The following is a 16,154-nucleotide window of genomic DNA, read 5'->3' as shown; positions in this document are numbered from 1 at the left end:
AATAAATATAGTTGATTTGATCATACGAAATTTTGACATATTATCATTTTTTTATTTGCACTAAATAACCCTCAATTTATTAATTGAATTAATTCATAATGGGCAGTTCAAATTAAAATAAAGAATTTTGCTCCTCCATATTAGTTTACGGAGCTTCAAAGGGACTAATAAATTCCAATCCAGGTCAAAGGTCAAATTGTCAATTATCAATTGTCCATTATCAATTCTCAATTCCCCTCCCTATTTTTGCACAAACCTTTTCCAATGGCACTCAAAAAAATAACCGAATATCTTTATCAGATCCCGCTTGGGCCGGTAAACGCATATTTATTAATGGATGGTCAGGATGTGATTTTAATTGATACGGGATTTAAAAATGATCACCTCAAAATATTTAAAGCGCTCAACGAACTAAATAAGAAGCCTTCAGATATTAAACACATTCTTTTAACTCATAGCCATCCTGATCACGCAGGTGCTTTGGCTGATCTGGTTAACATTACCGGAGCTAAAACTTATATGCATTTTGAAGATGCTGCATTAATTCAACAGGGATTGGCGGGCAGATTACCTCATGAGGTTTCACCTGAAATCTTAAATAAGATTTTGTATCATCTTTTTATCAAAAGGTCTGCGAATAAAAACGATAAAGTTCAAATTGATGTTGAATTAAAGGACAAAGACCAATTGCCTTTTGCAGGAGGACTTAGTGTAATTTATACACCAGGTCATTCTTTAGGACATGTGTGTTATTATATCCCTGGTATGGACCTTTTAATTGCAGGGGATATTTGTTCAAACATGATGGGTCTTAAACACAGTACGGTGTATGAAAACACAAAGGTGGGGATTGATTCCATTAAAAAAGTTGCAGCTCTTCCTTTTAATATCGCAGTATTCGGGCACGGTAACGCGATATTAAATGAAGCAAATGTCGCGTTGCGAAATAAATTCAAATAAATTTGCTAACTCTTATTTTGCAATAATTCAAGAAAAGGAACTCCGGTAATTCGTGCGGTTAACCATCGCACAAGATTGAGATTAGAAAATGCCACGCGTTCCCGGTCGTTTTCGGTAAATAAACGATCTAGTTCATCTCGTAATTCTGTAAGTACGGTTATTTTTTCTGTTTTGTTTGCAGTAAATATTAATTTGTTAAAATATTTAATAAATACTCGTTCGGTCTCATAATAAAATTCATTGCTTTGTAAATATCTTTTTACGGAACGCGTAAGACTGTCTAGCAATAAATTATTTTCCAACTCAAAATGCAATATTAAATATACCATTCGCACATTCGCCTGTATATCTTTGCGAAGATCAATATCTTTTGCATCAATAAGAGTATCAATAATTTCCAAGCTTTTCTCGTATTTACTTTCCATCATAAACATCAGTGCATTTTCGTATCTTATTATAAGCCATCGCACTTTGTTGATATAAGAAGAAAATTTATGGATATCCATTTCGGTTTCTTCAAAAAACTTTTTATAGCCCACAAAATCCAATTCCATTTTATATCCATAAGCTTTCCATAACCACCAATGTTCAAAAAATATTGCTTCCTTCGATATGGAATTAAATTCCATTGGAATGAAATTATCAATAAAATCTTTATACTCTTTTTTCCTTTCAAATTTACCAAGAACCAATAAATAATTATTAACCGCTGCAATATATCTAACAGGTTCAACTTCTTTTAACGATGGATTATCCTCCCATAAATTCACGATCTTTGTAATAGATAAAAGAGCAGCTTCTTCATTACCCTGAAGTACATGATATAAATTAAAAATATACAAGTAATATAATTTTCCGTAAAAATCCTCCGGTTCGTTTTTCAATAATGGATCGTCAATATATTTTTCCCATTCTTTTTTCGTTTCTTCATCGCGAAAAAATGGTTGCGTCTTGTAAAATTTAATGATCTTCACATACTTTTGTTGCAACAGCAAAGTGTGTTTATAGCTATCCAGAAGTTTAAAACTATATTCAAAAGATGGATCCGTATTTTGTTCCCAATCTGATGCTTTTAGATCTACATAATATCTTCTTTTCCATGATTCTATATCTAGTATAAAAGGCTTTTCATCAAATGCACTGGCCAGATATTTTGCCTTGTCCCACATTTTAATAGCTTCCTCATAAAGTCCTTTTTCGAAAAGTACTTCTCCATTTTCCATTAATGCATTCAAACGCATAAATTTTGAAGAATTTGCGCGATAGGAGCGCTGACTTTTTAAAATAAGCTCAAAAAGAAAATTTTTGGCAACGGAAAATTGTTTCGAAAAAGCCTGGGTGCGAAATTTCTTAAGAAGAGCATCCTCATTGTATTCCTCCTGAGCATCAATTGCATCAAAAAGCAGAAGGTAATTTTTGTCCTTTCCCTTCGAAACTCCCTGAGCATTCTTCTTAAAATACCCTTTTTCATTTTTATCCAGAGATTTTATTAGTCGGAACAGGTCGTTACTTGGCTTCATATCTCGTTTTTCCTTGCCTAAAGATAAGCAACCTCAGGCATACTGAAACACAGTAATGTAAGGCATTTCATGAAATTTGACCCCTTCGGATTCTAAGAATGACCTCCTTTTTGGTTGGAATAGGTCATCGGGCAGGTCTAATTTTGAACCATCAATTCAAATAAACAAAAAACAAAAAAAATGAAACCTATTAAAGTTTTAATTATGGCGCTCCTTTTATCAGGCATAACGGGCAATGCGCAAACTATGTTCCTTAAAAATTATGGTGATGTGAATTACAATAATCATTCTGGTCATGCAACTGACTATGAAGGTAATTCTTTTCTCGTTGATGTGTTTTCGGGACCTGAATTAAATTTCGGGGGATTTACGTTGACAAGTGATTATGGTTACACACCCTATATTGCAAAAATTAACGGTGCCGGTGATGTGGAATGGATTTTTGCTGAAATTAATGAGGCAACTATTGAAGTTTACGATATTATTCTGGATAATGATAATAATATTATTATTTGTGGAATATTTTATGGTGCTGATGCGGTTTTTAGCGGGATTACCCTTACTAATAATGGCAGTAATTCTTTTATTGCAAAATATGACCATGATGGAAATATTCTTTGGGCACAATCTGTATCAGGCAACGGTCCTTCATTTTCACAAATTGCAGTTGATGATAATGATAATATTCTTGTAACAGGTAATAATTCAGGAGCACTCACATTTATGGGTGAGGAAATAGAAGAATTTGGAGACTATGATGTGATCTATGCAAAATTTGATAAGAATGGAAACGCACTGTGGTTAAAAAGTTTGGGATCAAATGGCTCTGATACGCCATATGAAATTGCCGCTGATCATGACGGAAATATTTTTCTTTCTGTTTTATATACTGCGTCTTTTTCCATTGACGGATTTAATTTTATGAATCACGGACTTTCTGATGCATTAATTTTGAAACTTAACCCCGAAGGTGAAGCCATGTGGGGGAAAATAATTTACGGACCATCTGATGGATATGATATTTCAGGAATAACCATTGATGAAGCAAATGATGTTTATTTATGCACGGAATTAAATTCTGATGATCTGTTATTCGGGGAAATAGTACCAAATTACGGATTAACAGATGTGTTTTTGGTAAAAATGCATGGTGATGATGGAGCAGTTTCTTGGTATAGATCAGGAGGTAGCTCCAATTACGATCATTCTGAAGATATTGTATTAGGTAAGGATGGTGTTTTTATTTCCGGAAATTTTATGGGAGCTGCCGAATTCGACGGATTGCAATTATATGGTGAAAATGTAGGCACATTTATAGTGGCATATACACGTGATGGTGATATTGTGCAAGTTTATCAGGCAACGGGTAATAATTTTGTAATCCCAAACGGACTGGATGTAGATAAACATGGTAATGTTTATTGCAGTGGTACTTTTTCCGAAAATATTATTGTGGAAGATGCTCCAGAATTAACCACGAATGGTACTTACGATATATTTTTATACAAATTTGGATCTGTATTAGTTGATATTAATACAACAATTGCAGATGAAAATAGTATAAATATCTTCCCTAACCCTGCAACAGAAAATATTACATTTCATATTTCAGAATTTTCTGATGCACTTGCGAAATTTAAAATTTTAAATTATGCCGGACAGGTAGTGAGTGAATCTCTGGAAATTAATTTAGCAGACCAGATCCAATTTAATATTCAACACCTGGCATCAGGAATATATACCGTTGTTATTTTTAATGAGGAAAATATTATTAATTCCCAAAAGTTTATTAAGCTTTAGGTTTCAAATATCGTTTAAATACGATGTTTTTTGTTGCTGCCGGTTATGCCGGCAGCTTTTTTTATTTTTAGACTTACACTTTTAAAAAATGCATTCATCAATTTCCCGGTGCAGGAAATTGCATATTCTGTACTTCCTCACGCAGTGATTCCACATCCCATCCTTCATCCTTATTCAGATCAATAGCACGCATATCGGCAAGTAAATATTCTTCCAATTCTGAAATGGTTTGTTTTGCGGTGGAAATAAATTCGTTTCTGTCGTGACGAACCGCTGCGAGTTTTTTCATATTCATTTCATCGTGTTTCCGGAAAGTTCTTGCAAGTCTTGTTGCACGATAAGTTCTATGACCTAATATATTTAACGCATCAACACCCATGCGCAAAGAGGTATCAAGCGTTTCTCTGTAAATATGTAAAATACCCTCGTCCATAAATAAAAAAGAATCTGGTCTGTCGTATGCGCGAACCATTATCTGCAAGTTGGGAAAATGTTTTTTCACCGTTTGTACAAGGGCAACACATTTTTCAGGCGTATCTAAAGTTACAATGATCAATTTTGCATCATCTGCTCCTGCACTTTTTAATAGATCATATCTTGTTGCATCTCCATAATAAACCTTACGTCCGAGTTTGCGCAATAACTCTACACGATCGCTATCAAGATCCAATACGGTGGTTCCAACATCATTGGCTTTTAAAAATCTTCCTACTATACTTCCAAATCTTCCAAAACCTGCAATAATTACCGGATTTTTTTCATCAATTACATCCGGTTCAATATCCTGCGCTTTTTCTTTTATACCTACACGCGGAATTATTACGCGTTCTGTGATAATATTTACTAAAGGTGTTAAAGCCATTGTTATGGCAACCACCGCCATTAATATATTAACGGTTTCGTTATTTATTATTCCAAGTTGTAAAACAAAACTTAATAATACAAATGCAAATTCACCCACCTGACTTAAACCCAAAGAAAAAATTGCATTTTGATCTGTACCCATTTTAAATGATTTGCCGAGGATAAATAAAACAAGTGATTTTATCAATGGAATTGCAATTACCAATCCTGCAATTAACAATGGATTCTCGATAATTAATCTGAAATTAATACTCGCTCCAACGGCTATAAAAAATAATCCTAATAATAATCCTTTAAACGGTTCTATATCGCTTTCCAATTCATGTCGGTATTCGCTGTTTGCCAGAACTACTCCTGCTAAAAATGTTCCTAACGCGGGACTTAATCCTACCAATGTCATTAATACAGTTATTCCTACAACCAATAATAAAGCGGTGGCAGTAAATAACTCCCGCAATCTTGTTGCTGCAACAAATCGCAATAATGGTCTTACTAAAGTTCTTCCTGCAAAAATGATAAATGCAACCGCACCTAATACGGATAAGGTTTGTAACCATCCTGGAAAATTTGCAATTAATGTTGTTGAGCCATGATCTTCTACAGGGTCCACTACAATTTGATGTACTACCAGTAATGGCATCAATGCAAGAATTGGAATTACTGCTATATCCTGAAATAATAAAACAGCAAATGAATTTTGTCCCGCCGAGGTTTGCATCATTCCCTTTTCATTCAGTGTTTGCAAAACAATTGCTGTACTCGACATGGCTAATATCATCCCGATCGCAATTGCCTCGTTCCATTGCAAGCCAATAAATATCGCAATTAAAGAAAATACAACTGTTGTAACTAATACCTGTAATCCTCCCAAACCAACTATAGGTTTTCGCATGCGCCACAATAAGGAAGGTTCCAATTCCAAACCCACCAAAAACAACATCATCACAACACCAAATTCGGCAAAATGCATAATGTCTTTTCCTTCCTCTCCAACAAATCCCATAACAAATGGTCCAATTACAATTCCCGCAATCAAATATCCTAACACCGAACCTAATCCCAATCTTTTGGCAATGGGAACAAAAATTACTGCGGCCAATAAATAAATAAAGGCCTGAAATAAAAAATTACTTTCCATATTTAATTGTTTGAAATTATTGTGGATGGAATAAGTTCGTTGAGGTAGGTTACCTTTTTCATCTGATCTGCTGTAAATCTCCCCTGCGTTAAACCAATCAGAAGTTGTTTGTAATTATCAGCATACATCTTGCGCTCCTCACCACTTGCCCGATGTGTGCCATGCATTACAAATGGAGGCAGATATAACATTTTACACAAGGTTGCGGTTTGTTCGAAAGGTGCTAAAAATTGGTTCAGCGAATATTTGTTAAAACCACCTTCCTGATATCCAAATTGAGGCCCGCCGGTGGAAATTGCATTAAACAACCATTTACCCTTCAAATTGTTGCCGTCTTTTCCATAAGCCCAACCGTGTTCCAGAACAAGGTCGATCCATTGTTTAAGTAGGGGAGGACAACTATACCAATAAAATGGAAATTGCCAAACTATAATATCGTGAGAAACCAATAATCGTTGCTCACGGTCAACATCTATATCGTATTCGGGATACAGTTGATACAGATCATGAAAGGTTACTGCCGGCAGATCTTTGATACTTTTGATCAATTCGATCTGTGTTACCGATTTCTCCAGCATTGGGTGCGCAAATAGCACTAGTACTTTAGCCATGGTCAAATTTAGTAAAGAGTTTTAAGGATATTTATTGGGAAAAAGTTTATAAAAAATCTAAACTTTTATGAGAGTCAGACTATAAGCTGCCAACGCACTTTTATTACAGGTCCACTTACAAGTCTAATTTGTCGGGTACGATTTTTTATTTCTATTAGGATATCATATTTCTTTAAACCTAAAAATATATCATTATGAATAATCCTTGGAGAGGACTTTTAGCCGGTGCCGGCGCCTATAAATGGGGCGGTGGCTGCGTTGGAACCGTAGTTATTTTCTTGTTATTGTATTGGTTGTTAGGCGGTTGTTAAAACGATCGCCTCGAAAAAATGGTGGGTAAAGTCCCACTTTTTTATTTACTGTGTGGAATTTTTTCCATAGAGAGATAATTATAATTACTTTATTGGCGAATGAATACTTTTGTGGTGGTTTTGACCATATTGGTATTGTCATCGGTGAAAATAAGTAATACAATACCATTTAATCCAGGTGGTATGCCTAAAGTATTATTGCCCTCAGTTAAGTTGTAGGAAATTATTTTTTGTCCAAGTAAATTATACAATTCAACTTTTCGAACATCCTTACATGGTAAATCTATTATTATGTTATTATTAACAACTAAAACATCCAAATTATCGCATAATGCATAATTATTAATCGTGATCATATTCGAATAAGTGAATGCTCCGTTATTATCTATTTGTTTTAAACGATAATAATTATATCCGATAAAGGGCTCTTCATCAATAAATGCATACTTAAGAGTTTCCGAATTACTTACCTCCCCGATAGTTGAAAATTGATTTCCATCTTCGCTTTTTTCTATATTGAAACAACAATTATTTATTTCATTTTCAGTAGACCATTGTAATAATACGGAATTATTCAGATCATCCGTTTGTAATGTTCCTGAAAAATCAATGAGTGTGATAGGTAATAAAGTAATATCGATCAAATTAACATCATCAATATAATAATACGCTCCAACTGTTCCATATGGAAGTGGTAAATAAGTTGTAGAAACATCATTCTTTAAATGCCCCAAGGTTAAAAATTTCTCTCCGCCGGTTGCTATATAAGTTCCCTCCACCAATGTCCAGTTTAAAGTGTCCGTAATTACGGAACCATAAGGATTTGATATTTGAGGGTAGGGAAGGCCGGGTAACATTCCCAAACCGGTTGTATTGGGAGCTGTAACAGATATATATGCCCCGAGATCGTCTATTGCTGTTTGCGATTTATTGTGTAAAACAACATACATACTAAAATAATAGGTATGTGATGCGATGAGAGGAGAGATCAATTGCACCTGAATAAATTCCCGATAAGTAGTTCCTGAAAACGTATAAATTCCTGTATACCCATTTCCGCTGTGGGCTACCTGATATCCAATTCCATTTTTTGGCATACCGGCAGGATTTGGATTTGCACAAGCATTCATATAGTCCGGTGTTGCTGTATTTGGATTTTGCCAATTGCTAACCTTTCCTGTAAATTCGGAAAAGCCTATTGGGCAAACAACAAAATTTTCAAATCCATTATTTGGAACTAATGTTTGGGCAACAATTTGGAATAAACTGAAACACAAGGTGAAGAAATACAAGATCAACTTTAGTTTAATCGACATCTTAAACAAATTTTAATTAACAATTAAAATTTAATATTTATTAAAACAAAAACTTTAACCCTGATAAATCAGAGTTAAAGTTCAGTTTAATAATAGACCATAAACCTTTTTTTAATAATAAAGTGTATGTTTCTGAGTTGTTAATGATCGATTATAATATTGGTGTGTGCATTTAAAAAGGAATTTTTAATTATTATTAATTAATGATTGTATGCAACATGAAAATTGAACACAAATGATGATCCACCAGGGTTTGTATAAGTGATAACCTCAGGAAAGTTATTGTCTGAAGTATATAAACTTATGGAAAATGATCCCATTTCTTCAGCTCCTAATAACGCATCATCATCAAAAAATGTAATGGTATAATTGTTAGTTACATTTTCAAAATTAAATGGAGTTCCTTCAGTAAACACTAAACTTTCTCCTGCTAATGCATTTGTTTTAATTTCAGATTGGTAAACTTGAGCTCCACCATCATAAATTCTGAAAAACACATCCGGTTCATCTGTAAGATCCCATGCAGATCCGTCAGCCTTAGTGCCCGGAAATGACATAACTTCCGATGAATTTAATGTAATACTTTGTGGAGTTTCTTGTATATCACAATCATCTCCCATAAAACCCAGTTTACAACTGGTTGCTTTGTTACAGGCAAAAAACATAGTGCTACTTGCCATAATCAATACTAGATATTTCATAATCTTAATTTGTTTAGTTAAATTATATTTTTTCTATTCTTCAGATTTATATAATTCAAATGGTAGTCCACATAAGTATATTAAAGTTCAAATGTGTTAAAAATTCAGATAAAATATTGAATTTCAATGATATACAATCTCATGGTATTATCAGGTGATGCAAGATTTCGTCTCGCTTAAGGTCTTGATTTATGTAAATTAATGCCCTAATTGGGGTATACATTCAACATATAAAGTCACAATTTAAATAAGGCTTAAAGTGGAATTAAAATATAAATATTTGTAGATTTAATTCGGTATAAATTTTGCAATTATTATTGGTTTGGAATATGTGTGAATAAATTATTCCACAAAAAAACGGAAGATCTAAAATTAGACCTTCCGTTTTTTATAAGGTAGGAAAGTGTTACATGTATTATAACAATTTTTATCTGAGGTCAATTACTTCTACTCCCGGATATTTCGTTTTATCGAAAGTGAAAGAACTGTTTGACATTTCAACATTTGATTTGAAATTACTGATGGAATAAGTGTAATGAATAGCATTTTTATCGAACACCACACCCTTCATAACAGAATTATCAGAAGTATTCACATACATCTTTATTTTGCTGAAACTCAAACTTTTATTTTTTGGAGTGAGTTCAATGATCTGTAAGGATTTTCCGCCTTCAGTTACCTTTTCTCCCATATATGCGAGATAATCTTTTTCCGCTATTTTAAATATATCATTAGGAGTCATAATATCCTGACCCTTTTCAAAATTATTGATCTGCACTTCGTTTACATCCTTCAGATAAGTCCATAATGTTTTACCATCACAAAATAATTTTTGATTGCCTAATTCCGCAATGAACATATTGCCTTTACTCATCACTTTTCCCGTTTTGGTTTCTTTGCTTTTAGAGTCCAAATTTTCAACAATTAAGGAAAGGTCCATTTGCATGGTTTTAAATCCGCCGTATTTCTGACTAACAGATTTCAATAATTTTACAGCTGCTGCATCAGAAGTTTGTGCAAAAGCAACTTGTGTCCCCAGGAACAGAATAAACGAGTATGCAATGATTTTTTTCATGACCGATAAATTAGAATAAGCACAAAATTAAGGTGAAACAGATGTTTTTTAAGATTTTAATCGAGATTTTGCAAATACTGTTCCAACTGTGTGATATCGTTAAATAAAACTTCCCTTGCTTTGCTTCCTGCGTTCGGGCCAACCACTCCTGCAGCCTCCAGCTGATCCATCAAACGCCCTGCCCTGTTGTATCCCAGCTTTAATCTGCGCTGAATTAATGAAGTGGAACCTTGTTGATGTTGAACTATGATTTTTGCAGCTTCCTCAAAAAGCGAATCGCGTTCGCCATCCAAAATTTCCGCTTTTTCCTTCTGTGCCTGTTCATCAATAAACTCGGGTAATTGGAAAGCTTCGGGATAACCTGGTTGATCTGATATAAAATCCACCACCTTGTCAACTTCCGGAGTATCAACAAAAGGACATTGTAATCTTATCATATCGCTTCCAATTGCAAGCAACATATCTCCTCTACCCACCAATTGTTCAGCTCCGCTGGCATCCAAAATGGTGCGTGAATCCACCTTACTTGCAACCTTGAATGCTATTCTTGCCGGAAAATTCGCCTTAATTGTACCTGTAATAATATTAACGGAAGGTCTTTGTGTTGCGATCACGCAGTGTAAACCTACTGCCCTGGCCAATTGCGCAATTCTTGCAATAGGCATCTCTACTTCTTTTCCTGCCGTCATGATCAGGTCGGCAAATTCATCAATTACTAGTACTATATATGGTAAGAACTGATGACCCTCTTTCGGGTTCAGTTTCTTCTTCATAAACTTGGTGTTATATTCCTTAATATTTCTAACCTGTGCATTTTTTAGCAATTCGTACCGGGTATCCATCTCAATAGTTAACGCATTTAAAGTATGCACCACTTTTCGTGTATCGGTAATAATGGCATCTTCCTCACCCGGAAGTTTTGCAAGAAAATGTTTTTCGATGGTGGAAAATAGACTCAATTCCACCTTTTTAGGATCCACCATCACAAATTTTAATTGCGAAGGGTGCTTTTTGTATAAAAGAGATATCAAAATTGCATTTATACCAACCGATTTACCCTGACCGGTTGCTCCTGCCATTAATAAATGCGGCATTCTGGTAAGATCTGCAATATAATTTTCACTTGAAATGGTTTTTCCCAAACAAACAGGCAGATCCATTTTTGCACTCTGAAATTTTTCGGAGCTGATCTGGCTGCGCATCGAAACGGTTTCTTTGTTTACGTTTGGAACCTCAATACCAATGGTTCCCTTCCCTGGAATTGGTGCAATAATCCTGATACCCAAGGCTGCAAGACTTAATGCAATATCGTCCTCCAAATTTTTAATTTTTGAGATACGCACCCCTGCTGCCGGAATTATCTCATATAATGTTACTGTAGGGCCAATAGTGGCTTTTATTTTTGAGATCTGAATATTGTAATTATTTAAAGTGCCGATGATCTGATCCTTATTTCTCTCTAATTCTTCTGTATTAATGGAAACGGTTTCACTGCCATATTCCTCCAGAAGTTCCACTCCGGGATATTTATAATTAGGCAGGTCAAGTATTGGGTCAAAATTGTAATGCTGGTTTTCCAGGGCTATCTTTTCTTCCTGACCTTCTTCAATATCTAAAGGAAGTTCCTCGGTATTTTCATTATCAATTTCATCCAATGTTTCGGCAATTACCGGTTCATCTAATTCCAGAGCAATTGGGGAAACTACATCCTTTACAGGGTCCACTTTTTTTAATTCCATTTGCACCGGATCTTCAATATCAGTGCGTGAGGTATACACAGGCGGAATAAAAATATTTTCTTTGGATTCTTTATTTTCAGATAATTCGTTCGCAACCAACACATCGTCTTCGGTTAAAGGATCTGCATCTGTAACCTTGGGTTTGTTTTTGAAAACATTAAGGAGAAAACTGAAATTGAATTTTGTGAATAAAATGAGATAAATTACAAGGGTTGCGGTGAGAATAAGTATTGCACCAATTTTACCTAATATACTTTCCAGATAATCGGCCGTGCCAACACCAAAGGCTCCACCAAATGCAAAGGAGGCATTGTTTAAAAAGAACCCAAGCATGATGCTGGTCCAGATCATAATTACCACTCCTTCGCCAATAATAACTGCATTATTAAAAACGCGTTTGCTGAAAAATATATTGATACCCAAAGTGAAAAACCATATTACGAATGCAAAACTTGCAATGCCATACCAATAATAGATAAATTGATGACTTACAACAGCGCCTAAGTTGCCAAGGTGATTTTTTACATCAATCGAGGTATTGAACACCTGTTTCCAAGGATGGTCGATGATCAAACTCTGATCTTGTTTCCAGGTTACAAGATAACTGGCAAAGGAAACCAGCAGAAAAAAACTGATGAGCACCATAAGCACACCCGTGATCTTTTTAAAACGCTCATCCTTTAAAAAAGCTAAACTGCTTTTCTTTGTTTTTTTACTCGACTTTTTAGTTTCTGCCATTCGATTTTAGGGTATACACTTTCTCAAGGTAAAGGTAGGCAACTACCTGCGGCAATTGAACGCAATTTTATCCCACAAACTTATTTGTTTGTCTAAGATTGTGGATAGTTTATTGCCTGATGCAAGTGGAATAGCCAAATTGACTAAAAGTTATCCGCTAATTTCTGTTTTCCGTGTTCAGCTGGGATAAATTTCCTCTTTTGCTTTCAAAATGCAGTAAGCCGTCTTAATTTTGAAAAAAATTACAAATGAGTAAGGCACCGGTTGAATACACGGAATATCTGCAGTTAGAAAAATTCTCCATGCACAGGCATTGGAAAGTGATAAGGAAAATGCGCATGCGCACGATGAAATGTTATTTATCATCATTCACCAGGCATACGAACTTTGGTTCAAACAAATTCATTTTGAAGTGGATAGTGCTCTTGCTATTTTAAATAAAGAAACAGTAAACGACAATTCACCGGAATTACAAACAATAGTACTAGAAGTTCTCGGGTTGTTACCATACTTAAAGTGCTTGTTCATCAGATAGATATTCTGGAAACAATGACGCCTCTAGATTTTTACGAATTTCGCGATTTCTTGCGTCCGGCATCCGGTTTTCAAAGTTGGCAATTTAAAATTCTGGAAGCCAAACTCGGATTAAAATTCGACCATCGTCACGGAAAAGAATATTATACTTCCATGCTTAAACCCGAATATGTGGATCTGGTGAAACAAGTGGAATCTCAAAAAACATTATTAGAATTAATTGACGACTGGTTAAAACGTATGCCATTTTTCCGGGATGAAAATATTTGGAAAAATTATAAGACCATTACACCAAATAATTCAATGTATCACGATTTTTGGAACGACTATATTCATATTTACGAAAACACACTGGTAGAAGGTGAAAAACAAAATGTAAAGGTTTTTGAGGATGTTTTTTTGAGTAACACAAAAAGTGAACACACTGCATTGAGCTCTGAAGCAATGCGCAACGCTTTATTTATTTCTTTGTATCGCGGTTATCCCATTTTACAAATGCCATTTCAGTTAATGCAAAATTTATTGGATATAGATGAACAACTTGCCACCTGGCGTTTCCGTCATATCAACATGGTGCACCGTATGATAGGCTCCCGCGTTGGTACCGGTGGAAGCTCGGGAAAAGAATATTTGCAAGGTGCTTTAAATAAACATTATATTTTTAAAGATTTTGCAATACTTTCCAGTTTTCTAATGGAGAGAAATAAATTACCCGAATTAAGTGCAGAGTTAAAAGGTAGGTTGGGCTTTAGTGGATGATTGTTAAATAATTTGTTGTTTTTTGGGAGGTTGCAAAACCCAATTTAAATTTCTATTTCCTCAGTATCTGCTAAATTCAGAAATAAATATGCACTTAAGTGAAAATGGAAGAAAACTGAAAATACAATTTATAAAACAAAAAACTTGAAATCTAATAACAGATTATTGCAATATTCCACCTTCGCTGTGAGTTTCCTCTTGCTAAAAGAAGCTGATAGTGAGGCAGTGTATACTGACATTAGCCCGGACACATTAATTGATCAGGAACTAGAAACTTTTATAGTTGATTTGAACAACGATGGAGTAATTGATTTCGCTTTTTTAAGAAGATCATTTTCATTTTTAAAGACAACATATTCGTCAGGTTATATTACCTCTCATTTTAGTGCGCAAATTGTTGGACCTGAGCAGTTTGGCAATCAAATTGCTGGCACAATGAATACAATTAGCCCCTCTTATGGAGCTACCACCAATTACTATCCATACGCCGTTCTTTTTAATGAAATGATCGATGAAAATATGAATTTTCAATTTGATGGATATCAATTCATGGCTTTCAGATTTAGAGGAGAATATAGTTCCTACTGGCCATTTGGAGGTCGTTGGTATCCCGAAGTAACAGATCGTTATCTTGGTTTCTATTTTGAAGATACTGTTAATTGCTTTCACTATGGGTGGATGCGATGTGATGTAAAAGATTTTGGAAAGGAGCTAGTAATAAAAGATTTTGCATACGAAACAAAATGCGATGTTGGTATCCATGCAGGAGATATAATAGGCGATACAACAACCGTTTCAATTTCCGAAATAAATACTTTAAATGCTAATGTTTATAGTTTTGAAAATATCATTTATATAAATTTGAATGAATTGGATGCTGAAGTAAAAGTATCCGTTTATGATATTACCGGAAAAGAAATTTATTCGAATTCTGTTCAAGAAAAGTTTTCAAATTTTGTTCTTAATCAACCTGCAAATTTTTATTTCGTTAAATTAACTTCCAATAAAAAGGAACTGATTAAAAAAATTTATATTAACAATTAATTTGGTGTGAATTATTCATTTTTCATTCCTTCATTCTTTCATTCTTTAATTCTTTCATTCTTTCTTTTTTATCCCCTTTAAATCCGCCCAATCCGCGTCATCCGCGCCTGTCCGCCCACTGGCGGATTCCCCATTTTTTTATTCATTCATTCCTTCATTTTTTATCCCTTTAAATCCGCTAAATTCGCGTCATCCGCGTTCCCCTTTTTTTTCATTCTTTCATTTTTGCACGAAGTGCAAATACCAAAGGCATCATCCCCTCCAACCCCTTTATCTGAAATTTATTCTCCCCAACCTCCACCGCATTTTGATAAATATTATAAGGCGAATGATCAAATTCTTCAAATTTTTCTAAAATTAATCCATGGTTCAACAAAGCAGAAATACTTTCATGTAAACTGTGATTCCAGCTTATTGATTTTAATTCAATAACAGCATCTTTATCGGCATAGGTATTTTTTTCTTCTTCAATAATATCTTTATTTTTGAAATAAGAATATTCAATTTTTGAAACTGCATTATCATACATCCAATAAACCGGATGAAATTCTGCGAAAATAAATATGCCTCCGGGTTTTAAACTATCGGCAATTATTTCTGCCCATTTATTAAGATCGGGCAACCAACCTATGGTTCCGTAACTGGTAAAAACTATATCAAATTTTTCTTTTAAATGTTTACGTGTTTCATAAAGATCGCAGCAAATAAAATTACCATTTAAACCGGATTTTTGTTTTAGTTCATTTGCTTTATTTATTGCCTCGTCACTTAGATCGATTCCGGTAACTTCAGCTCCCATTCTGGCAAAACTTAAGGTATCCATTCCGAAATGGCATTGAAGATGTAACAATGTTTTTCCCTTTACATCTCCAACAAGATCCAGTTCAATTTTATTCAAGGTGCTTTTTCCTTCCAAAAAGGTTTTTACTCCATAGAATTCGCTGTGGTAATGTACACCCGTTCTTTTGTTCCAGAGTTCTCTGTTGATCTCCAGGTAATTATTCTCATCCATAACATAAAGATAAGAGGATTGAAGTTCAGTAA

11 protein-coding genes and 1 pseudogene are annotated in these 16,154 nt (G+C 34.5%); 4 read left to right on the top strand and 8 right to left on the bottom strand.

Annotated features, from left to right (window positions below):
- Nucleotides 1–264 precede the first annotated feature (264 nt).
- Nucleotides 265–960 (top strand): MBL fold metallo-hydrolase, encoded by a 696-nt coding sequence (locus tag IPI31_19165; protein ID MBK7569939.1) that lies wholly within the window; start codon nucleotides 265–267, stop codon nucleotides 958–960.
- Nucleotides 961–965: 5 nt separating this feature from the next.
- Here the strand turns inward: IPI31_19165 and IPI31_19160 are convergent, their stop codons facing one another.
- Nucleotides 966–2,480, bottom strand: coding sequence for a hypothetical protein (locus IPI31_19160; protein ID MBK7569938.1), 1,515 nt, complete (start codon nucleotides 2,478–2,480; stop codon nucleotides 966–968).
- A gap of 180 nt (nucleotides 2,481–2,660) precedes the next feature.
- Here IPI31_19160 and IPI31_19155 point away from each other — a divergent pair, with 180 nt between their 5' ends.
- On the top strand, nucleotides 2,661–4,280 hold the full coding sequence (locus tag IPI31_19155; protein ID MBK7569937.1) for a T9SS type A sorting domain-containing protein: 1,620 nt from the start codon (nucleotides 2,661–2,663) through the stop codon (nucleotides 4,278–4,280).
- Between the two features lie 97 nt (nucleotides 4,281–4,377).
- On the opposite strand, the gene IPI31_19150 is transcribed toward IPI31_19155, so the two are convergent.
- The 6 genes from IPI31_19150 to IPI31_19125 form a co-directional block, all read right to left on the bottom strand.
- Entirely contained in the window at nucleotides 4,378–6,282 is a 1,905-nt protein-coding gene (locus IPI31_19150; protein MBK7569936.1) for a cation:proton antiporter, read from the bottom strand.
- Between the two features lie 2 nt (nucleotides 6,283–6,284).
- Nucleotides 6,285–6,893: an NAD(P)H-dependent oxidoreductase gene (locus IPI31_19145; protein ID MBK7569935.1), complete on the bottom strand. Its 609-nt coding sequence runs from the start codon at nucleotides 6,891–6,893 to the stop codon at nucleotides 6,285–6,287.
- 400 nt (nucleotides 6,894–7,293) lie between these two features.
- Complete coding sequence (locus IPI31_19140; GenBank protein MBK7569934.1) at nucleotides 7,294–8,520, bottom strand: hypothetical protein; 1,227 nt, start codon at nucleotides 8,518–8,520, stop codon at nucleotides 7,294–7,296.
- 200 nt (nucleotides 8,521–8,720) lie between these two features.
- Nucleotides 8,721–9,221, bottom strand: a complete 501-nt coding sequence (locus tag IPI31_19135) for a hypothetical protein (protein MBK7569933.1) — start codon at nucleotides 9,219–9,221, stop codon at nucleotides 8,721–8,723.
- 427 nt (nucleotides 9,222–9,648) lie between these two features.
- Complete coding sequence (locus IPI31_19130; GenBank protein MBK7569932.1) at nucleotides 9,649–10,296, bottom strand: outer membrane lipoprotein carrier protein LolA; 648 nt, start codon at nucleotides 10,294–10,296, stop codon at nucleotides 9,649–9,651.
- Nucleotides 10,297–10,352: 56 nt separating this feature from the next.
- A complete protein-coding gene (locus IPI31_19125) occupies nucleotides 10,353–12,773 on the bottom strand; it encodes a DNA translocase FtsK (GenBank protein MBK7569931.1) in 2,421 nt (806 codons plus the stop codon).
- Nucleotides 12,774–13,021: 248 nt separating this feature from the next.
- Here IPI31_19125 and IPI31_19120 point away from each other — a divergent pair.
- Together IPI31_19120 and IPI31_19115 are read left to right on the top strand one after the other, a co-directional pair.
- Nucleotides 13,022–14,066, top strand: a pseudogene (locus IPI31_19120) (tryptophan 2,3-dioxygenase).
- A 144-nt stretch (nucleotides 14,067–14,210) separates the two neighbouring features.
- The gene (locus tag IPI31_19115; GenBank protein MBK7569930.1) at nucleotides 14,211–15,110 is read left to right on the top strand and encodes a T9SS type A sorting domain-containing protein; all 900 of its coding nucleotides are present in this window, start codon (nucleotides 14,211–14,213) and stop codon (nucleotides 15,108–15,110) included.
- Between the two features lie 211 nt (nucleotides 15,111–15,321).
- Here IPI31_19115 and IPI31_19110 read toward each other — a convergent pair whose 3' ends face one another.
- Complete coding sequence (locus tag IPI31_19110) at nucleotides 15,322–16,122, bottom strand: class I SAM-dependent methyltransferase (protein ID MBK7569929.1); 801 nt, start codon at nucleotides 16,120–16,122, stop codon at nucleotides 15,322–15,324.
- Nucleotides 16,123–16,154 lie beyond the last annotated feature (32 nt).

This window comes from Bacteroidota bacterium (assembly GCA_016706865.1).
Classification (GTDB): Bacteria; Bacteroidota; Bacteroidia; order Chitinophagales; family BACL12; genus UBA7236.
This window is presented reverse-complemented; position numbering and strand designations above follow the sequence as displayed.